17 protein-coding genes are annotated in these 19,280 nt (G+C 59.7%); 16 read left to right on the top strand and 1 reads right to left on the bottom strand.

Annotated features, from left to right (window positions below; all coding sequences use genetic code 11):
- Window position 1 precedes the first annotated feature (1 nt).
- From KX928_RS02655 to KX928_RS02615, 9 genes are all read left to right on the top strand, one after another.
- Window positions 2–1,501, top strand: a complete 1,500-nt coding sequence (locus KX928_RS02655; RefSeq protein ID WP_219498542.1) for a heme biosynthesis protein HemY — start codon at window positions 2–4, stop codon at window positions 1,499–1,501.
- Window positions 1,502–1,564: 63 nt separating this feature from the next.
- Window positions 1,565–3,820, top strand: coding sequence for a heavy metal translocating P-type ATPase (locus tag KX928_RS02650; protein ID WP_308342097.1), 2,256 nt, complete (start codon window positions 1,565–1,567; stop codon window positions 3,818–3,820).
- Complete coding sequence (gene cueR, locus KX928_RS02645) at window positions 3,817–4,206, top strand: Cu(I)-responsive transcriptional regulator (RefSeq protein WP_219498539.1); 390 nt, start codon at window positions 3,817–3,819, stop codon at window positions 4,204–4,206. Before KX928_RS02650 ends, cueR begins: the two co-directional genes overlap by 4 nt.
- A gap of 45 nt (window positions 4,207–4,251) precedes the next feature.
- Window positions 4,252–4,674: an acyl-CoA thioesterase gene (locus KX928_RS02640; RefSeq protein WP_219498535.1), complete on the top strand. Its 423-nt coding sequence runs from the start codon at window positions 4,252–4,254 to the stop codon at window positions 4,672–4,674.
- An 84-nt stretch (window positions 4,675–4,758) separates the two neighbouring features.
- Window positions 4,759–7,056, top strand: coding sequence for a bifunctional salicylyl-CoA 5-hydroxylase/oxidoreductase (locus KX928_RS02635; protein ID WP_219500066.1), 2,298 nt, complete (start codon window positions 4,759–4,761; stop codon window positions 7,054–7,056).
- Window positions 7,053–7,805, top strand: a complete 753-nt coding sequence (locus KX928_RS02630) for an SDR family NAD(P)-dependent oxidoreductase (protein WP_219498532.1) — start codon at window positions 7,053–7,055, stop codon at window positions 7,803–7,805. Before KX928_RS02635 ends, KX928_RS02630 begins: the two co-directional genes overlap by 4 nt.
- A complete protein-coding gene (locus tag KX928_RS02625; RefSeq protein ID WP_308342096.1) occupies window positions 7,802–8,269 on the top strand; it encodes a MarR family winged helix-turn-helix transcriptional regulator in 468 nt (155 codons plus the stop codon). The genes KX928_RS02630 and KX928_RS02625 overlap by 4 nt, the downstream gene beginning before the upstream one ends.
- Entirely contained in the window at window positions 8,269–9,060 is a 792-nt protein-coding gene (locus KX928_RS02620; RefSeq protein WP_219498529.1) for an enoyl-CoA hydratase family protein, read from the top strand. Before KX928_RS02625 ends, KX928_RS02620 begins: the two co-directional genes overlap by 1 nt.
- Before the next feature lie 3 nt (window positions 9,061–9,063).
- The gene (locus KX928_RS02615) at window positions 9,064–10,218 is read left to right on the top strand and encodes an acyl-CoA dehydrogenase family protein (RefSeq protein WP_219498526.1); all 1,155 of its coding nucleotides are present in this window, start codon (window positions 9,064–9,066) and stop codon (window positions 10,216–10,218) included.
- On the opposite strand, the gene KX928_RS02610 is transcribed toward KX928_RS02615, so the two are convergent.
- Window positions 10,215–11,042, bottom strand: a complete 828-nt coding sequence (locus KX928_RS02610) for a helix-turn-helix domain-containing protein (protein ID WP_219498523.1) — start codon at window positions 11,040–11,042, stop codon at window positions 10,215–10,217. The genes KX928_RS02615 and KX928_RS02610 overlap by 4 nt on opposite strands.
- 160 nt (window positions 11,043–11,202) lie before the next feature.
- On the opposite strand from KX928_RS02610, the gene KX928_RS02605 reads away from it, so the two are divergent.
- From KX928_RS02605 to KX928_RS02575, 7 genes are all read left to right on the top strand, one after another.
- Window positions 11,203–12,159 carry a fatty acid desaturase gene (locus KX928_RS02605; protein ID WP_257883488.1) on the top strand — a complete coding sequence of 319 codons (957 nt, stop codon included), beginning with the start codon at window positions 11,203–11,205 and terminating at the stop codon, window positions 12,157–12,159.
- A 51-nt stretch (window positions 12,160–12,210) separates the two neighbouring features.
- A complete protein-coding gene (locus KX928_RS02600) occupies window positions 12,211–13,014 on the top strand; it encodes an enoyl-CoA hydratase (protein WP_219498520.1) in 804 nt (267 codons plus the stop codon).
- 210 nt (window positions 13,015–13,224) lie between these two features.
- On the top strand, window positions 13,225–14,796 hold the full coding sequence (locus KX928_RS02595; RefSeq protein WP_219498518.1) for an eCIS core domain-containing protein: 1,572 nt from the start codon (window positions 13,225–13,227) through the stop codon (window positions 14,794–14,796).
- A 151-nt stretch (window positions 14,797–14,947) separates the two neighbouring features.
- Complete coding sequence (locus KX928_RS02590; RefSeq protein ID WP_219498516.1) at window positions 14,948–16,234, top strand: transporter substrate-binding domain-containing protein; 1,287 nt, start codon at window positions 14,948–14,950, stop codon at window positions 16,232–16,234.
- Window positions 16,234–17,022 (top strand): class I SAM-dependent methyltransferase, encoded by a 789-nt coding sequence (locus KX928_RS02585; RefSeq protein ID WP_219498513.1) that lies wholly within the window; start codon window positions 16,234–16,236, stop codon window positions 17,020–17,022. The genes KX928_RS02590 and KX928_RS02585 overlap by 1 nt, the downstream gene beginning before the upstream one ends.
- The gene (locus KX928_RS02580) at window positions 17,019–18,665 is read left to right on the top strand and encodes a transporter substrate-binding domain-containing protein (RefSeq protein ID WP_219498510.1); all 1,647 of its coding nucleotides are present in this window, start codon (window positions 17,019–17,021) and stop codon (window positions 18,663–18,665) included. Before KX928_RS02585 ends, KX928_RS02580 begins: the two co-directional genes overlap by 4 nt.
- The gene (locus tag KX928_RS02575; RefSeq protein WP_219498507.1) at window positions 18,662–19,264 is read left to right on the top strand and encodes an ABC transporter permease family protein; all 603 of its coding nucleotides are present in this window, start codon (window positions 18,662–18,664) and stop codon (window positions 19,262–19,264) included. The genes KX928_RS02580 and KX928_RS02575 overlap by 4 nt, the downstream gene beginning before the upstream one ends.
- The last annotated feature ends 16 nt before the right edge of the window (window positions 19,265–19,280 follow it).

Here is a 19,280-nt window from a genome sequence, read left to right as displayed (position 1 = left end):
TATGCTCTGGTCCCTCATAAAGATCGTCCTGTTTGTTGCCGCTGTCGCGCTGCTGGCGTTAGGGGCGGGGTTCCTGCTTGAAAGCCAGGGCGGTGTGCAGGTCACGATGATGGGCAGCGAGTATACGTTCAGCCCCATCCAGTCGGTTATCGCGGTCATCGTGCTGGTTGTTGCCGTCTGGATTCTGCTCAAGCTGCTGTCTCTGACGCTGGCGACATGGAAATTTCTGAACGGCGATGAAACAGCCCTGTCGCGATATTTCGACCGCAACCGGGAGCGCAAAGGTTTTGAGGCGCTGTCCGAAGGCATGATGGCGCTCGCAAGCGGCGAGGGACGTCTTGCCATGACAAAGGCGGCCAAGGCGGACAAGTATCTCAACAAACCCGCTCTCACCAACCTGTTGACCGCCCAGGCAGCCGAGATGGCCGGAGACCGGCACAAGGCGGAAGAAACCTACAAGAAGCTGGTGTCCGACGATGCCACGCGGTTTGTCGGCGTGCGCGGCATTCTCAAACAGAAGCTGGCGGATGGAGATACGGATACCGCGCTCAAGCTGGCGGAGCGGGCATTTGCGCTGAAGCCGAAGCACGAGGAAACGCAGGATGTGCTGTTGCGCTTGCAGGCGCAGAAAGAAGATTGGTCCGGTGCCCGCCAGACATTGAGCGCCAAGCTGAAACACGGGCATTTGCCGCGCGATGTTCACAAACGACGCGACGCGGTTCTGGCGCTGTCGGAGGCCAAGGACATCGTGTCGGATGACAGTTCGATAGACACGCAGGAAAAGGCGATCGAAGCCAACAAGCTTTCCCCTGACCTGATCCCGGCGGCGGTGATGGCCGCGCAAAGCTACATTCAGAAAAACAAGCCGCGCCTTGCGACGCGATTGCTCAAGAAAGCATGGGAGACGCATCCGCATCCCGATCTCGCGGCGGCATTTGCTGCGATCGAACCTGACGAAACCCCGGCTCAGCGGATCATACGGTTCGTTGCCTTGACGCGTACAAATCCGACAGATCCCGAGACGCGGATGCTGCTTGCCGAATTGCACATCGCCAACGAGGACTTCCCGGAAGCCCGCCGGGCCTTGGGCGATCTGGTCGAGACCGACCCCACGGCACGGTCAGTGACCCTGATGGCGGCGATCGAACGCGGCGAAGGTGCCGAAGATGCGATCGTGCGCGGTTGGTTGGCCCGCGCGCTGACGGTGTCGCGTGGACCGCAGTGGATCTGCGACAATTGTCAGCACATTCATGCGGAGTGGGCACCAATCTGCGAAAACTGCGAGAGCTTCGACACGTTGTCGTGGAAAAAACCCCCGCTGTCCGAAGTGGCAATGCCCGGCGGAGTACAGATGCTGCCCCTGATCGTCGGGACACCGAAAGCAGAGGAAAAAGCCGAAGAGCCGCCCTCGGAAGAGGGTATCGAAGATGCCGAGCTTTTGCCTGCAGATGAAATGCCTGCGCCAGAAGACGAGGCGCCCGAGGCGGTTAAGACAAGCTAGGTCTTGACCTTCCAGTTACTGGAAGCCCTATATCCCTCTTGAAACAGTCAAGAGGCCATTCACGTGTCCGCGTCAAACACCATAAAACTATCCGTCGACAAGATGACATGCGCCTCCTGCGTGGGGCGTGTGGACAGGGCGCTCGCAGCCATTCAGGGCGTGCGGCGCGTAGCGGTGAACCTGGCCACCGAAGAGGCGACCGTGGATGTTGCCAATGCACAGGTAACCGGGCAGCAACTGGCGCAGGCGGTGACCGGCGCGGGGTACCCGGCCCAGGTGATCGAAGAACGCAGCATTGTCGATCAGCAGGTAAAACAGCAGGATCGCGCCAAAGACCTGGCAAAACGCACGGCCTTCGCAGTTGTGCTTGCTTTGCCTGTTGTCGTGCTCGAAATGGGCGGCCACCTTGTGCCGGCCTTTCATCATTTCATTGACGGCACCATTGGCATGCAGACCAGTTGGGCCCTTCAGGCGGTGTTGACGACGCTGATCCTGGCCGGACCCGGCCGGCAGTTCTATGCTATCGGCCTTCCTGCTCTGATCAAACGTGCACCGGATATGAACAGCCTCGTGGCCATTGGCACCGGGGCGGCGTACTTCTTTTCGCTGTGCGTATTGCTCTTGCCAGAGGTTGTTCCCGCACAGGCCCAGGCCGTCTATTTTGAAGCCGCGGCGGTAATTGTCGTCTTCATTCTGCTGGGGCGCTGGCTGGAAGCGCGCGCCAAGGGGCATACCGGTGTCGCCATTCGGTCGTTGCTGGATCTGCAGCCCAAAACCGCGCGGCTGCAGACCACCGCAGGGCCTCAGACCGTGGCGATTGAGACATTGAAGGCCGGTGACATTGTCCTGCTGCACCCGGGCGAGCGCGTGCCTGCCGACGCGATTATCACCGAAGGGACCACCCATGTCGATGAAAGCATGATCACCGGAGAACCGATGCCCGTGGAAAAGGCAATTGGTGACGCGGTGACCGGCGGCACCGTGAACGGCTTTGGCAGTCTCACGTTACGGGTTGAGCATGCGGGATCCGACAGTGTTCTGTCCGGGATCGTCCGGATGGTTCAGGAGGCGCAGGGCGCCAAGCTGCCGATTCAGGGGCTGGTGGACCGGATTACTCTCTGGTTCGTGCCCGTCGTTCTTGCCATTGCGACGCTGACGGTGCTCTTGTGGATCCTTCTGGGCCCTGCGCCTGTCGTCTCCCACGCGCTGGTCGCGGGCGTTGCGGTCCTGATCATCGCTTGCCCCTGTGCGATGGGACTGGCCACGCCGACCTCCATCATGGTGGCGACAGGCCGTGCGGCGGAGCTTGGCGTGCTTTTTCGAAAGGGCGATGCGCTGCAAACCCTTGCCGACGTAGACCTCGTCGCATTCGACAAGACAGGCACCCTGACGGTGGGACGCCCTGAAATGACGGACCTGATTGTGCGCAGTGGAGTCGACAGGGCAACCGTTCTGACGCTGGTTGCGAGTGTCGAATCCCGTGCCGAGCATCCCGTGGCGAAAGCCATAGTCGAGGCGGCAAATCGGGATGAAGTTGTGTTGAAATCAGCATCCCACACGGTCGCCCACAGCGGCCTTGGGATCGAAGGGCGCGTCGACGGAGAAACCGTGCTGATCGGGTCCGATCGCCTGATGGCGACGCATGGGCTTGATGTGACAGGTTTCGAACACGACATGGCCGGGCTGATGGCGCAGGGGAAAACCGTGTTTTTCGCGGCAATAGACAGTGATGTCGTTGCGATGATTGCCGTCTCAGACCGGATCAAGCCAGAGGCAGCGCGGGTAATCGCCGCCCTGACGGATCTCGGTGTCGAAACAGCGATGATCACAGGCGACAAGAATACCACGGCGCAGGCTGTCGGGCGGGAGATCGGGATCACGACCGTGGTGGCCGAAGTCCTGCCGGGCGAAAAGGTGCGGGCGCTGGAAACCTTGCGCGGCACCCATGACAAGATTGCGTTCGTCGGGGACGGAATCAACGATGCGCCTGCGCTGGCGTTCTCGGACGTTGGTGTTGCAATCGGGACGGGCACGGATATCGCCATCGAGGCGGCCGATGTTGTACTGATGTCCGGCAATCTCAACGGTGTGCTGTCGGCGATGTCGACGGCCAGGGCGGCGATGCGCAATATCAAGCAAAACCTGTTCTGGGCTTTTGGCTATAACGTGGCGCTTATTCCGATTGCGGCGGGCGCGCTTTTTGCCAGTTTCGGCCTGTTGCTGTCGCCCCAGCTTGCCGCCGGCGCCATGGCGCTTTCGAGTCTGTTTGTAGTCGGCAACGCCCTGCGCCTGCGCGGGCTGAACAGGAGTAAATCATGAATATTTCCGATGTGGCCGACCGGACGGGCCTGCCGGTCAAGACCATCCGCTACTACGAAGACATTGGTCTGATCTCTCCCGCGCGCAGCGCAAATGGATACCGCAGCTTCTCGGAAAGCGATCTGCATATGCTCGCCTTTCTGGGTCGGGCCCGGTCGCTGGGATTCGGGATTGACGCGTGTCGCAGTTTGCTCAGGCTTTACAACGACAAGTCCCGCGCCAGTGCGGACGTCAAAAAGCTGGCGCAGGCCCATTTGGCGGAGATCGATCAGAAGCTGGCGGAGTTGAACCAGATGCGGGATACCCTGTCGCATCTGGTGGATACCTGCGCGGGCAATGATCGCCCCGATTGTCCGATCCTCGCGGATCTTGCGTCACAGGCTTGATGCAGGGGCCTTGACGCCAAAGACGGATGCGTCAGGTTAATCGCCATGGCCCAGATATTTGAACACACTATCAAAGTACTATTCCAGCATTGCGATCCGGCAGGCATTGTTTTCTATCCACGCTACTTCGAGATGGTCAACCAGACGGTCGAAGAATGGCACGAAGTCGGTCTGAAACACTCGTTTTCGCAAATGCATCTGGACTCCGGATATGGCGTTCCGACCGTGTCCATTGGGGCAGAGTTCACCGCACCCAGCAAAATGGGCGATGTTCTCAGCTGGTCCCTGATCGTCACGAAACTGGGGCGGACCTCTGCGCATCTTCACATAGAGGCAAGGTGCCGTGACGAACTGCGCATGACCGCAACCCCGGTTCTGGTGTCTGTCCACATGGAAACCGGACGCCCCGTGCCCTGGTCGGACGAGATCAGACACCGCATGCAGCAGTACCTCGCACCTAGCGAGTAACTTCACACATAAACATTTTAAGCTTGAAACATTTTTGCGTATCGCTACCCTTGCCCCAGATGAATCATGAATTGGGTACTGGCGATGAAGATTGCATGTCTGGGCGGTGGGCCGGCGGGGCTCTACTTTGCCATTTCCATGAAGCTGCGGAACCCGGACCATCAGGTTGTCGTGATGGAGCGCAACAAGGCGGATGACACCTTTGGCTGGGGTGTTGTGCTGTCTGACGAAACGCTGACAAATCTTGCTGCAAACGACCCCCGAAGCGCCGAGATGATCCGCGCGCATTTTGCCTATTGGGATGATATAGCCGTCATTCACGACGGACATCGCACAGTATCAACGGGCCATGGCTTTTGCGGCATCGGACGCAAGCGATTATTGCTTCTCCTGCAGGAACGCGCCCGTGAACTGGGGGTGGATTTGCAGTTTGAAACCGTGGTCGAAAGCGCGGCTGATCTGGCAAAAGACCACGATCTTGTCCTCGCATCCGACGGGTTGAACTCGCGGACTCGAATGGAGTTCGAGGATCACTTCAAACCTGACATCGACATTCGCAAATGCCAGTTCACATGGTTGGGAACGCATCAGAAGTTCGATGATGCCTTCACATTCATTTTTGAAAAAACGCAACATGGATGGGTCTGGGCGCATGCTTATCAGTTCGACCCTGATACGGCGACTTTCATCGTCGAATGCTCGCAGGAAACCTATGACAACTGGGGTTTTGCCCAGATGTCGAAGGAAGAGAGCATCGCCACCTGCGAAGGGATTTTTGCGACGTATCTTGGCGGGCATGCTTTGATGTCCAATGCCAATCACGTGCGCGGTTCTGCCTGGATCAAGTTCCCGCGGGTTCTTTGCGAAAAATGGCATCACGAGAATATCGTGTTGATGGGCGATGCTGCGGCGACGGCCCATTTCTCCATCGGGTCGGGGTCAAAGCTGGCGCTCGAATCTAGCATCGCGCTTGCGGATTACGTGACCCAGGAAGACAGTATGGAAGCGGCCTTCCGCAAATATGAGGATGAGCGCCGCGTCGAGGTTCTGAAACTGCAGTCGGCGGCGCGAAACTCTCTGGAATGGTTCGAGGAAGTCGAACGTTACCTTGATCTTGATCCCGTGCAGTTCAACTATTCACTGCTGACACGATCACAACGGATCAGCCACGAAAATCTGCGAGAGCGGGACGCAGAATGGCTTGGGTCCGCTGAAAAGTGGTTTCAGGCGCAGGCTGGTGCGAGCGACACCAACATCGTGCGCCACCCAATTTTTGCGCCATTCCAGATGCGCGACATGCGTCTGAAGAACCGGGTCGTCGTGTCGCCGATGGCGCAATACAAGGCCGTCGACGGGACCCCGACCGACTGGCACCTGATCCATTACGGCGAACGCGCCAAGGGTGGCGCGGGTCTTGTATATACCGAAATGACCTGTGTCAGTGCCGACGGGCGGATCACCCCGGGCTGTCCGGGTCTTTACAGCGACGCGCAGGAGGCGGCCTGGAAGCGCCTTGTGGATTTCGTGCACGGTGAGACGGAAGCAAAGATTTGCCTGCAACTCGGGCACGCGGGAGCCAAGGGATCCACGCAATTGGGTTGGGAAGAAATGGATGCGCCTCTGAAAGATGGCAACTGGCCGCTGATTGCAGCTTCCGATGTGCCATGGTCGCCGCGTAATGCCGTCCCACGACCGATGACCCGGAAAGACATGGACGATATCAAAGCCCTTTTTGTTGCCGCGACCGAGCGCGCCGCGCGCGCCGGGTTCGATATGATCGAACTGCATGCAGCCCATGGCTACCTTATTTCCAGCTTCATCACGCCGATGCAGAACAGGCGCACCGATGAGTACGGCGGCAGCCTTGAAAACCGCCTGCGATATCCGCTGGAGGTGTTTGACGCGATACGCGCGGCATGGCCGGCGGAACGCCCGATGTCCGTGCGGATATCGGCGAACGACTGGGTTGGTGACCTTGGGGTCACGCCCCAAGAGGCTGTCGCGATCGCCAAAGCCTTTCGCGACCACGGCGTCGATATCTGCGACGTGTCAGCCGGGCAAACCTCCATTGAGGCGCAGCCGGTTTATGGACGTATGTTCCAGACCCCGTTTTCCGACCGGATTCGTAACGAGGCCGATATGGCCACCATGGCCGTCGGCAATATCTTTGAGCCGGATCACGTCAATTCCATTCTGATGGCGGGGCGGGCGGATCTCGTGTGCCTCGCGCGGCCGCATCTGGCCGACCCCTATTGGTTGCTGCGCGCGGCGACGGATCTTGGCGACCGGACCGAGAAATGGCCTGACCCCTATATCGCGGGACGCGATCAGGCCTGGCGTCTGGCTGACAAGGAAGCGCAGATGTCCGAGGAACAAGTGTGAGCAGCCTGACGGGACACCGCGCCCTGGTTACCGGCGGCGGCACAGGGGTAGGCGCCGCCGTGGCCAAAACGCTGGCTGCCGAGGGTGTACAGGTGTGGATAACCGGGCGTCGCGCCGACCCTCTGGAGGCCCTCGCCAACACATCGAAAAACATTCATGCGGTCACCGGCGACGTCACAAACGCCGATGATTGCGCCCGGATGATTGCCACTGCCGGGACCCCTCGAATCATTGTGGCCAATGCCGGTGCGTCGACCTCAAAACCGTTCCAGAAGACCACGGCGGATGACCTGAACACCATGCTTTCGGTCAACCTTACGGGTGTTTTCAACATCTATCAGGCGGCTCTCGCTCAGATGTCAGAGGTGAACGATGGCCGCCTGATCGCCATCGCCTCTACGGCAGGACTGAAGGGTTATCCCTATGTTAGTGCCTATGTCGCGGCGAAACATGCTGTTGTCGGGCTGACCCGATCCCTGGCGCTAGAGCTTGCGCGGACATCTATTACCGTCAACGCCGTTTGCCCCGGATTTACCGAAACACCGATGCTGCGCGCTTCCGTGCAAAACATCATGACCAAGACAGGCAGAAGTCTGCAAGAGGCGGAGAAGGCGCTGTCGTCCGGCAACCCCCAACAGCGGTTTGTGCAACCCGAGGAGGTCGCGGACGCTGTCTTGTGGCTGTCCGGGGCGGGCGCATCTGCGGTCACGGGTCAATCCATTTCCATATCCGGCGGAGAAGTCATGTGACGGACACAACCAGCCTCCCCTCTGATCTCAGCAAGGATCGCCTGCGTGTCTGGCTGCGCATGCTGAAGGTAACCCGTATGATCGAGGCGGAACTGAGAGAACGCATGCGCCGGACATGGGACATCACCTTGCCGCGGTTCGACGTCATGGCCGCGCTGCGGCGGGAAGAGGCAGGCATGAAAATGAGCGATCTGTCCGGCGTGCTCAGGGTGTCGAACGGAAACGTCACCGGGATCGTCGACAGGTTGGAGGGCGACGGTCTGGTCGAGCGCCGCAGCGTCGAGGGGGATCGCCGTGCCATGCGGGTGTTGCTGACGGGCAACGGGCGCAGGATGTTCGATGAAATGGCCGCTGTTCATGAACAGTGGGTCGATGAGCTCTTGTCGCCGATCGGCGCGCAGGGGTTGAGCACCGTGCACACGCGCCTGGGACGGATCACCGATAAACTGGAGGAAAAGGATTGATGCCGGAGCACTTCAATCTGACGGTCGAGGGTACTGTCGCAATCGTGTCGCTGGATCGGCCGGACCGGAAAAACCCGCTGACCTTCGAAAGCTACGCGGCGCTGCGCGACTGGTTTCGCGATCTGAACTATGACGACAAGACAACGGCGGTTGTTTTTGCGTCGAATGGCGGCAACTTTTCCTCGGGCGGTGATGTGCATGACATCATTGGTCCGCTGGTCGACATGGATATGAAGGATCTTTTGCGCTTCACCCGCATGACCGGCGATCTGGTCAAGGCGATGTTGCAGTGTGGCAAGCCCGTCATCGCCGCTGTCGAGGGCATATGCGTTGGGGCAGGGGCCATCATCGCGATGGCCTCGGACATCAGGTTCGCAGCACCCGACGCGAAAACGGCTTTCCTGTTCACGCGGGTGGGTCTGGCCGGATGTGACATGGGCGCCTGTGCGATGCTGCCCCGTATCATAGGACAGGGGCGGGCCGCAGAGTTGCTCTATACGGGGCGGTCGATGACTGCCGGCGAGGGCGAAGCATGGGGGTTTTTCAATCGCGTGATCGCCGCGAAGGACCTGAAAGAAGAAGCGGTGAATTTCGCAATAACAGTGTCTACCGGGCCGAATTTTGCACATATGATGACAAAGACAATGCTCAATCAGGAATGGTCCATGACCTTGGATCAGGCCATCGAAGCCGAAGCGCAGGCGCAGGCGATTTGCATGCAGACGCAGGATTTCCGGCGCGCTTACGAGGCTTTCGTCGCCCGTGAAAAACCCGTGTTCGAGGGAAATTGAGCGATGCCGGATAGCTCATTCCTGTCCTGGCCATTTTTTGAGGACCGGCATCGCACGCTGGCTCGCGATCTGGATGACTGGAGCCGTGACCGGCTTGGCAGTGTGGATCACGCCGACACGGATGCGGCCTGCATATCCCTTGTGGCGATGCTGGGGGAAGCGGGATGGTTGGCCCATTCGGCCATCGACCCCGACGATCCGGGCACGCTTGATGTGCGCAGCCTTTGCCTCATCCGCGAGACGCTGGCGCGCCATGACGGGCTCGCCGACTTTGCCTTTGCCATGCAGGGGTTGGGCATGGGGGCGGTGTCGCTTTTTGGCACGCCCGAGCACCGGGAATGGCTGCACCAAACCCGGGCCGGCAGAAAGCTGTCGGCCTTTGCTTTATCGGAGCCCAGGTCAGGGTCTGACGTTGCGAATATCGAGATGTCGGCTGTTCCGGACGGCAACGGATATCGTCTGAATGGCGAAAAAACGTGGATCTCCAATGGTGGGATAGCAGACGTCTATACAGTTTTCGCCCGCACGGATGCGGCCGGAGGGTCAAAGGGGCTGTCTGCCTTTCTTGTTCCCGCCGATACGCCCGGCCTGACCGTTGCCGAACGGCTTGATGTGATGGCGCCGCATCCTCTTGCACGCCTGTCGTTTGAAGATGTGAAGCTCGATGCGCCCGCGATGATCGGCCTGCCGGGCGAAGGGTTCAAAATCGCCATGTCGGTTCTGGATGTTTTCCGGTCGACTGTTGCCGCTGCGGCCCTCGGGTTTGCGCGCCGGGCCTTGGATGCCGCCCTTGACCGGGTGCGTACCAGAGAGCTTTTTGGCGCGCCAATGTCAGAACTGCAAATGGTGCAGGGTCATATCGCGGATATGGCTGTGGATGTTGATGCTGCGGCGCTGCTGGTGTATCGCGCGGCCTGGACAAAAGACATGGGCGCACCACGGGTCAGCCGCGAGGCCGCGATGGCCAAGCTGTTTTCTACCGACCAGGCACAGCGTGTGATTGACAAGGCCGTTCAGCTGCACGGCGGAGATGGCGTGCGTGTTGGTTGCATTACCGAGACTTTATATCGTGAGATCAGGGCATTACGGATCTACGAGGGGGCATCTGACGTGCAGAAGATTGTGATTGCCCGATCGGTCATCGGGGGCGGGGCTTAACCTTTCACGTCGCTGGCAAGGTCGGAAATCATCTCGTGTACCCGGTCAGAGCTGATGATCGCGCGCCGCACCAGCCGGTCGAATTGTTTCGCGAATCCACGCACCTGGTCCGGACTGCTGACCACGAGGTACGCGTCGCCGATGTAGAGCGCGACGCGCTGTTTGCCGAAAACCGTGAAGGGCGCGGAAAAGATCTGTGTGCCATCGTACAAATGCAGCCGAAGTGCGGGGTAATTCTCGCGGCACACGCGGGCCATATAGGCCAGCTGCGCCCGGCACTCCGAAGCCTCTGCATCACGCCAAAGACCGGAGCGACCGGACAGATCCTGAAGGGTTTGCACCGGCATGGCAATTTCGACGTCCATATCCTCAAGCGATATCTGCCCCAGCACGTTTTCGACACCACCGCCCCGCGCATCGGTCACTTCGACATTCGGTTCAGGCGACAGGCTGACCATGTCCGGCAGCGTTGACGGCACATAGCGCAGTTTGAAACCCGACGCTTCACTGCGCCATCGGTCCAGAGGCGTGGAGCCATCTGCCTGCACGGCCTTTTCAATCTGGACACTCTCTGCCACTTCCTGCCGTCCTTCGGGCGCATTTTCCAGACAGAGCAGCCAGTCGACCGAAACGCCGCTGACACGGGCAATGCGACGCAGTGTTTCCGCGCGGGGTAACCGGTCGGAGTCCGGGTTGAGGAACTGGCTCAGCGCCGATCGGTCAATGCCCGTGGCTTTCAAAAACTGCCCTTTGCCTGCCGGGTGAGAGGCAAGCACCTGCGCGAGCCTTTTTTTGAAGCTGGAGGAAAGGTCACGTTTATCCATGATGTGAATTTACCGCACAGATGCGAAAACACAACAACCTAGCAAATACATGACGAAAGTAACGTATGGATCACAAATTCACGCTCTTGTGGCACCTCTGACCCTGCTGACAATGATCTACGGGGCTGCTCGCCGTCACAGCATTGAAAGGAAAGAAAAGTTGAAGGCCAGAATGTATGCTCAGCTTCGGTCGATCGAATGGCCGACGCTGGCAATAGGTGTGATGTGCTATGTGGGCTTTGCCATCGCCACCACGTGTTTTGATGTCTTGGGGGCATCGGCTGCCGGCCTGATCCTGACCTTATCATTGACGCTCTATTCCTCCTTCAGTCACGAAGTGTTGCACGGCCACCCCTTCAGGGATGCGCGGGTCAACACGGCCATGGTCTTTCCGGCGTTGGGACTGGCAATTCCTTACCCGCGGTTTCGTGACACGCATCTTGCGCACCACCATGATCCGGCCCTGACAGACCCCTATGACGACCCGGAGACGAACTTTGTCGATCCCGCTATCTGGGCAGGCTGGTGTGGCATCCGGCGCGCTCTTTACAGATGGAACAACACGCTGCTCGGTCGCATCCTTGTTGGGCCGGCGATTGGCCTGGGGACTTTCTACAAGGCGGATTTCAAGGCAATGATGTCGGGGGAGCGCAATATCATCAACGCCTACGCGTTCCACATCATGGGCCTTGTCCCGGTCGCAATCTGGTGGATCACGGTGTCGAACATGCCTCTGTGGCTCTATGTCGTCTGCGCCTATTTCAGCCATTCGATCCTCAAGATCAGGACTTTTCTGGAACACAGGGCGCATGAAAAGGCGCGGTGTCGTAGCGTGATTATCGAGGATCGTGGCCTGCTGTCGTTCCTCTTCCTGAAAAACAACCTGCATGCCGTGCACCATGCCTGCCCACGCATGCCATGGTATCAGCTGCAGGGCTATTACAACGCGCGGCGGGCGGAATTTCTGGCGCGTAATGGTGGCTACGCCTACCGGTCTTACGGGCAGATCGCCCGGTTGTTTCTCTTCAGGGCCAAGGACCCGGTGCCGCATAACCTGTGGCAAGGGCCTGCGCCCGAGCGATCTGACCCGGACCACACGTCCCCGTTGCGTATCTGAGCAATTCCAGCTTTGATGGTCACCGTGGCGTTTATCACGAAAGAGGTGACCATGACCCAGGGCGACGCACCGGTCTTGCTGGAACGATCCGATGGAATTGCGACGATTACGCTGAACTGTCCGAAAACCCTCAACGCGTTGTCCGAGGAGATGCTGGCGGCGTTGCAGTCTGCGTTGGACGAACTGGCAACGGATAAATCCACCAAAGCCGTTGTGTTGCGGGGCGCCGGTACACAGTTTTGCGCGGGGCATAACCTCAAGGAAATGACTCTGCGCCGTCGGGACGCCGATGGTGGCAAAGCATATTTCAACGCGCTTTTCGCCACATGTTCGCGGATGATGATGTCGATAGTTCGGTTGCCGCAGCCCGTGATTGCACAGGTGCAGGGCATTGCAACAGCGGCCGGCTGTCAGCTGGTTGCGAGCTGCGATCTGGCCGTCGCCGCCGACACGGCCACATTTGCGACGTCAGGCGTGAACATCGGTCTCTTTTGTTCTACGCCGATGGTTGCGCTGTCCCGTAACCTGACCCGCAAACAGGCGATGGAAATGTTGCTGTTGGGGGAATTTCAACCCGCCGCGCGTGCTGTTGAAATGGGTCTGATCAATCAGGCTGTGCCCGAGGATGAGCTGTCACACGCCGCCCGGGCGATGGCGGCCAAGATCGTGTCCAAGTCGCCGGTTGCCGTCAAAATCGGAAAGAATGCCTTCTATGAGCAATCGGAAATGGGGTTGGAAGCCGCTTATGCCTACACCGGTGCCGCCATGGCCGAAAACATGATGGCCCGGGATACAGAAGCGGGAATTCAGGCATTCATCTCAAAAAAGCCAATGCCTGAATGGTCCGGTGACTAGGCTCTAACCGGGTCAATTGTGTATCGCTGGCGGTCCGGCGTGAGCGACCGCCGCGCGGGCTGCTGCATCTGTGCACCCGGTTCACGCCGCATAGTGACCGTCACAGGGATTGGATTTCCCTAGCACCCGCTGCATTAGGAATCTCTTAACCAAAGATCAAATGACGCAGGGGAAATCCGGTGCTAGGGTGCCACCATAAGGGGAACTTTGATGGCTCAGATATTTTCGTCCGAACGCAGTGCACCACGAGACATCGCGGCGAAATCAAAAACTGATCCGGAAACAGACCCCGCCAGCGCCACGCGCGCTGTCGCAGCGGATACCGGTTTGGCCACCTTGCAGCAACGGGCGGACCAAAGCGCTGTCGTCGCACAACTTCAAAGCTGGACGGGCAGGGGCATTGCGCAGCGCACATCTACGGGCAACGACACCGCGCCGGTGGGTCAGAATTCTGGCGGCGGGCAAGGGCTGCCGGATCAATTGCGCAGTGGCATTGAAACATTGTCCGGCGCCGATATGAGCGGCGTTCACGTTCACTACAACTCGTCGGAACCTGAAAAGGTCGGTGCACATGCCTATGCACAGGGCAGCGCCATTCATCTGGGCCCTGGGCAGGAAAAGCACCTGCCGCATGAAGCCTGGCATGTGGTTCAGCAGGCGCAGGGGCGCGTAAGGCCCACGCAGCAGCTGAAGGCCACCGGCGTGCAGATCAATGATGACGCCAGTCTGGAAAAAGAAGCGGACGAGATGGGTGCCAAGGCGCTGTCGACACCGGTTCAGGCCAAAGCCGTTTCCGGTCGCGCGGGATTGATGGCAGGCACAGCATCGCGGACCGCCACCTATCAACGCCAGGCCGATGGCGCTACGTTCTGGACACCGTCGATTGGGTTGTTCCAGCTGATGTCGGCAGGGCGCGGGCAGCGGCCCTTTGCAGGCCACGAGGGTCCGATACAGTGTGCATTGGATGGCATGGCAATTGCGTCGATGTCCCCCGCAGCCTATGCGAACTGGCAGGGAACCCTGCAATGCAAGATGGCTCCGCACGGCGCGATAAGTGTCGGAAACCGCATGTTAGTGACGCAATACAAAGCGTCGAGCGATGTTCTCCAGCGGTTTCAATGGCCGTCCCTGTCGAGCAAGAAACTGGACCGCGTTAAAGGCGGACTCGTCGCGCTTGAAGGTGCCCTGACCTTCGGTGTCGCCCTTGCGGCGGGTGTCCTGTCCGGCGGCGTTGGCGCGATCCCCGCGATCATGGGAATGATCGTCGGTGGCGTGAAATTCGCGCGTGGCATCCTGATGGCGATCGAGGTCAAGCCGGAGAATAAGGGGATCAAGGCCAAGGTCGTCGACGTGATGCGCGGGCTGGAAGCGGCAGGCGCGCTGGTCGGTGCCTCGCATGTCGACGGGTTCAAGCAGTTGCCTTTGCTGGTCTTTGGTGTGGCGAAATCGCTCCGCTCCATCGCCACCTTCCTGGCCAATTGCATGGGCGAAGAGACCAATTGGCCGCTCCTGCGCAAGGGCTTGATGATGTTCGCCACCGCCGCCCACGCGGTGGAGGCGTTTGCGCTGATGATCTCGGGGCTGGATGCAAGCTCCCTGTCCGAGTTCCTCGGCGCGGGTGCAAGCGCGGTGGTGGGAGGGTCCAAGGCGTTCCGCACCGGAATACAAGCGGGCGAAGCCGCCGATGCGCCGGGCAAAAAACCCAATACCGATGCGGAGACCACCGGGCCCGCGATCGTTCCGTCGCTTGAACCGGATACAAATTCAACGGTTTCGGAATAGGCGCTGAAGTCGACTGACATGGTAATATCACCCTCGCCACATTCCTTGAAGCACGCACGGAAAAGTCTTGCCCGTTCGCAAAATTCCACCATAGGGTGAACCCGAATTACCAAGACGTGTCGTGCGCACAGCCTGCCGGAAGGGAATTTGCGTGAACAGTGTGAGCCAATTGGCGCGGCATTTCTGGTTGCCGCTCCTCCTGCTATTTCTCCTTGCAGCGTCGCCCTCACGGGCCTGCGAAGCCCCCGAAGGCGATCACGATCTTGTTGTTGCGATCCGGTCGGCAGAACCGTTTACCTACACCGGCCCGGACGGCATGCCGCGCGGTTTTGCCGTGGATTTGTGGCACTCCGTCTCGACGGATATCGACCGGACAACCGCGTTTGTTGTCTGTGACAGTATTGACGAGCAGGAAATTGGCCTGCGCGGCGGCACCATAGACGTGGTGATATCGCCGTTGACGATCACGGCGGACCGGATGCGGCGCTATGATTTCAGTCAGCAGTACCTGTCATCCGGGTTGACGCTGGCCGTCGCGCAGACCGGCGCCATTGATTTCGAGGTCGCGATCGAAACGATTGTCGAAACGGTTTTTCAGCCCACAGTGGCCCGCGCGATCATCCTGTTTTTACTGTTGAATCTTGTCACAGCTTTTTTGCTGCGGGCGTTGATGCGCAGCGTCCCGGTGGAGCTTGGAGACGGCAAAACGGCGGGTCCGGTGCGGACGTGGATGGCCTATTCACTGGAAGCGGTCGCGCGGACGTCGGGACTGAAGGGTGTGGGCGACGGGTTTGCAACCTTGCTGGGGAAGATTTTCGAGATGGTGATGGCCGTGGTCGGTACGGCCTTGTCTGCGATGATCCTGGGGGTGATCACCTCTGCCTTTGTGGGCGCCATTGGTGAAAGCCCAGCGGTTGATGCGCAGGCGCTGCCCGGCCTCAGGATCGCGACCCTGCGCTGTTCCACGGCGCAGGAGTTCCTGCGCGAGCAATATGTTGAGGCCTCTGCAAAAGTGGACGCGGGCGCGGAAAAGAAATCCCTGCTCGACAAACGCGCAGCCTGGCTGGCATGCGATGAAAACGATGATCACAGCCAAACCATGTTCACCATGGAAGATGATGGGCTTTCTGGCGGCATTGTCCTGACACGTGACTGGGACCGCGCCGTTGAACAGCTCTACACGGGCAAGGTGGATGCGGTGCTTGGTGACTGGATCGCCCTGTCTTATCTGTCCCGGCGGTCTCCCTATGACGGGCAGGTCACGGTACAGGGCAGTGTCTATAGAAACGAGCCATACGGCTGGGCAATCTCACGGGCCAATGGAAGCGACTTCCTGCGCCGCGCCATCGACAGCGCGCTGATCGTTCGGATGCGTGACACGGAATGGCGCAAGCGGATCGAAAACACCCTCGGGTCCGGGGCGATTGCGCCGAACTGATGGGCCGCCAAAGCAAAATTCCCGAGCCGGACAGTCCCGATCTCACAACCCGGTCCTACCTTTTGTATTTCGGCTCCGGACATTACGATCGCCGCTATCCCAACCCCAACATCACAACATGGCGCCGGATCCTCACACTGTTGCCCGAACAGGCGCATGTCGTTGACTTCGGCTGCGGCAACGGGCGGTACCTGCTGCGGCTCAAGAGCAAGGTAAAGCAGGCAGCCGGTTACGACATCAACCCCGTCGCGCTGGAAATGTTGTCGGAGCGTGCGAAGGAACTGGGATGGCATGACCTGAGTGTGCTGGGCCCTGATCCGACCAGTCTGGCGACCTATGTGCAGCAAAAAGGTCAGGCCGATCTGGTGCTGTGTCTCTTTGGTGTACTCGCGCATATCGAATCCCGGTCGGACCGGATTGTCGCGCTGCAACAGATGCATGACCTGCTCAAACCGACGGTCGGCCGCTTGCTGATATCTGTTCCGAACAAGGCGCGCCGGTTTCTTGCCGAACAGAAACAGGCGGGCTCCGGGGCGGCGGGGCTGATCCGGTACACGCGGACGATGGACGGCACGCGGGTGACCCTGCCCTACCAGCTTTTTGATCCGGCGCGGTTGACCGCCGAGCTTGCCGAGGCAGGATTCCAGATTGCGATGATCCGTGCCGAAAGTGTGCTGCCGGAGAGCCTTCTGACCACCTATGCGCCGCTGCGCTGGATCGACAGTATCCTGACGCGCATGTGTCCCGCGTCGCTGGGTTACGGGCTGATCGCGGTGGCCGTACCATGATCCGGTTTCTGACCGTTGTCCTGATCATCTGCGCCTTTGTCGCGGGCCCGATACTGGCTCAACCAACTCTGAAATCCGTCGCGCTGCCGGACCAGACCAACGGGCGGCTGGAACACATCCTGCGACGCGGCGCGCTGATAGTTGGCGTAAAAACCGACTATCCGCCCTGGGGTATGCTGGACGCGCAGGGCAGGATCATCGGGCTGGAACCTGATTTGGCCCGCGCGCTGGCCGACCGGATGGGCGTTGACCTGGAACTGGTTGCGGTCACGGCATCGAACCGTCTATCGCGGGTCAATCAGGGTGTCGTGGATGTTGTCATCGCGACGATGGGCGACACAGTCACCCGGCGGGGTCAGGCTGGTCTGCTGGAGCCGAGCTACTACTCCAGCGGCGTTGTCGCCTACGGGCCAATCGACCGCAATTACCAGAGCTGGGAGGAACTGCGCGGCCTGCCTGTCTGCATGACCCAAGGCTCCTATTACAACCGCACGCTCGAAGAAACATACGGCGTGGATGGCAAATATTTTCCGGCCAACCGCGAGGCCAAGATGGCACTGTCGTTCGGGCGCTGCGTCGGGTGGGCCTTTGACGACACGGCGCTGGTGCAGCGGGTGCTGGCCAATCCCGAAACCAACTACAGCGTCATGGAGGACCGTATCCTTGTCACCCCATGGGCCATCGGCGTTGCCATCGGAGAACGCGACGCTCCGCTCGGGCGGTTTGTGTCCGATATGATCGGTGAATGGCATGCAACCGGGTATCTGCTGGCGCTGGAGCGCAAGTGGAACATCGGCGAAAGCGCCTATCTTCAGGCGTTGAATGCCGCCTGGTCGCAAACCGGACCGGAGGGCACACCGTCCTATTGCAACATGCGGCAAGGGGCGTTGCCGCCCGATTGCCTTGGCGCGCCGCCTTTTCCGCCTGTTGCCGAAACCGGGGCTCCACCGCCGTGGGTGGCGGATCTTGAGGACGCGACGGGGGTGGACCTCACTGTCTTTTACGATGCTTACAGCCGGGGGCGTCTGATCCGCGGGCTGGGCCTGACGTTGACCCTGTCCGCCGTGGCGATCATCGGAGCGCTGGTGGTCGGCCTGGGGTTGGGAGTGATGGACGCGTCGTTGCGCGGGCGGGGCCTGTGGGCGCGTATGCTGTTACTGCCGCAGAAGGCACTGGTCACCCTGGCCCGGATGACGCCCCCCATTTTGCAGATGTACATCGTCTTTTTCGGATTGGGGGGCGTGCTGTCGCAGTCTTCGCTGATCACGCCCGGTGCATTTACGACCGCCGCCCTCATCCTGTCGCTCTATGCAGGCTCTACCAATGCGGTGCTGATCGCCCACGCGCTGGAGCAGGAGCGCAGGCTAAATCCTGAAAAAGGGGTCTGGACTTTGCTGCCCGGCGCCTTCCAACGGGCATTCGACGGTCTGGTGGCGGCCTGCGTCAACATCGTGAAAGCCGCTGGCATGGCAAGCGCAATCGCACTGGCGGAGCTGGTCTCAACCGTCAACCTGATCGTGTCGGAAGGTGGTGATGTCAGCACCTTCATGAACGGGCTTCTGGTATTCTACTTCTTGCTGGTGCTGGGTGTCCTGTGGCTGTTTCGCCGTGCCCGTCGCTGGGTGGTGGGAACCGGGCCATGATCGAAGTGCTATATGATCACACCGGCTATCTAGCCCGCGGGTTTGCCACCAACCTGCTGATCTCGATCCTGTCGATGGGGTTTGGCACCGTTCTTGGCACTGTACTGGGCTGGTTGCGCGCCAGACGGGTGTCAGGGCTGGGGCCATTGTCGCATTTTGGCACGAATGTCTGCCGTAACGTGCCGAGTTTCGTGTTGCTGTTCTACATGGCGTCGATGATCCCCAGCGAAGTGGAATTCGGTGGCACGATTATGGCGGTGCCGCTGTGGATCAAGGCGACCCTCGCGCTGACCTTTCCGGTGATCGGATTCACCTCGGACCAGTCGAAAGGCTTCTTCGAACAGCGGCGTGCGGGGGTTAGCGGTGCCGGCGAAATCTTTACCATTGCCTGGCTTCAGTACTTCTTGATCATCATCATGGCGTCCGCCACGGCGTCGGTCATTGGTGCGGATGAAATCGTTGGGCGCGCGAATATCGTGATTTCCCAAAACGAGAGCGCGCAATTCCTGTTGGTCACCTATCTTTATGTTTCGCTTTGGTTTTTAGTGACCGGTCTGATCTTGTCTGGAATTGTTAAAGGACTGACCCGGGCGCGTTAACCTTCCGTTAGGGAAA

The organism is Roseobacter insulae (assembly GCF_019375555.1).
Taxonomy (GTDB): Bacteria; Pseudomonadota; Alphaproteobacteria; order Rhodobacterales; family Rhodobacteraceae; genus Roseobacter; species Roseobacter insulae.
The sequence above is the reverse complement of the archived record's forward strand: the minus strand, read 5'-3'. Positions and strand labels throughout refer to the sequence as shown.

Bases quoted from the DNA above. Each gene is read 5' to 3' on its own strand.
- KX928_RS02615 (WP_219498526.1), top strand. From the start codon at position 9,064: ATGCCGGATAGCTCATTCCTGTCCTGGCCATTTTTTGAGGACCGGCAT.
- KX928_RS02585 (WP_219498513.1), top strand. From the start codon at position 16,234: ATGGGCCGCCAAAGCAAAATTCCCGAGCCGGACAGTCCCGATCTCACA.
- KX928_RS02600 (WP_219498520.1), top strand. From the start codon at position 12,211: ATGACCCAGGGCGACGCACCGGTCTTGCTGGAACGATCCGATGGAATT.
- cueR (WP_219498539.1), top strand. From the start codon at position 3,817: ATGAATATTTCCGATGTGGCCGACCGGACGGGCCTGCCGGTCAAGACC.
- KX928_RS02580 (WP_219498510.1), top strand. From the start codon at position 17,019: ATGATCCGGTTTCTGACCGTTGTCCTGATCATCTGCGCCTTTGTCGCG.
- KX928_RS02575 (WP_219498507.1), top strand. From the start codon at position 18,662: ATGATCGAAGTGCTATATGATCACACCGGCTATCTAGCCCGCGGGTTT.
- KX928_RS02655 (WP_219498542.1), top strand. From the start codon at position 2: ATGCTCTGGTCCCTCATAAAGATCGTCCTGTTTGTTGCCGCTGTCGCG.
- KX928_RS02635 (WP_219500066.1), top strand. From the start codon at position 4,759: ATGAAGATTGCATGTCTGGGCGGTGGGCCGGCGGGGCTCTACTTTGCC.
- KX928_RS02640 (WP_219498535.1), top strand. From the start codon at position 4,252: ATGGCCCAGATATTTGAACACACTATCAAAGTACTATTCCAGCATTGC.
- KX928_RS02595 (WP_219498518.1), top strand. From the start codon at position 13,225: ATGGCTCAGATATTTTCGTCCGAACGCAGTGCACCACGAGACATCGCG.
- KX928_RS02620 (WP_219498529.1), top strand. From the start codon at position 8,269: ATGCCGGAGCACTTCAATCTGACGGTCGAGGGTACTGTCGCAATCGTG.
- KX928_RS02610 (WP_219498523.1), bottom strand. From the start codon at position 11,042: ATGGATAAACGTGACCTTTCCTCCAGCTTCAAAAAAAGGCTCGCGCAG.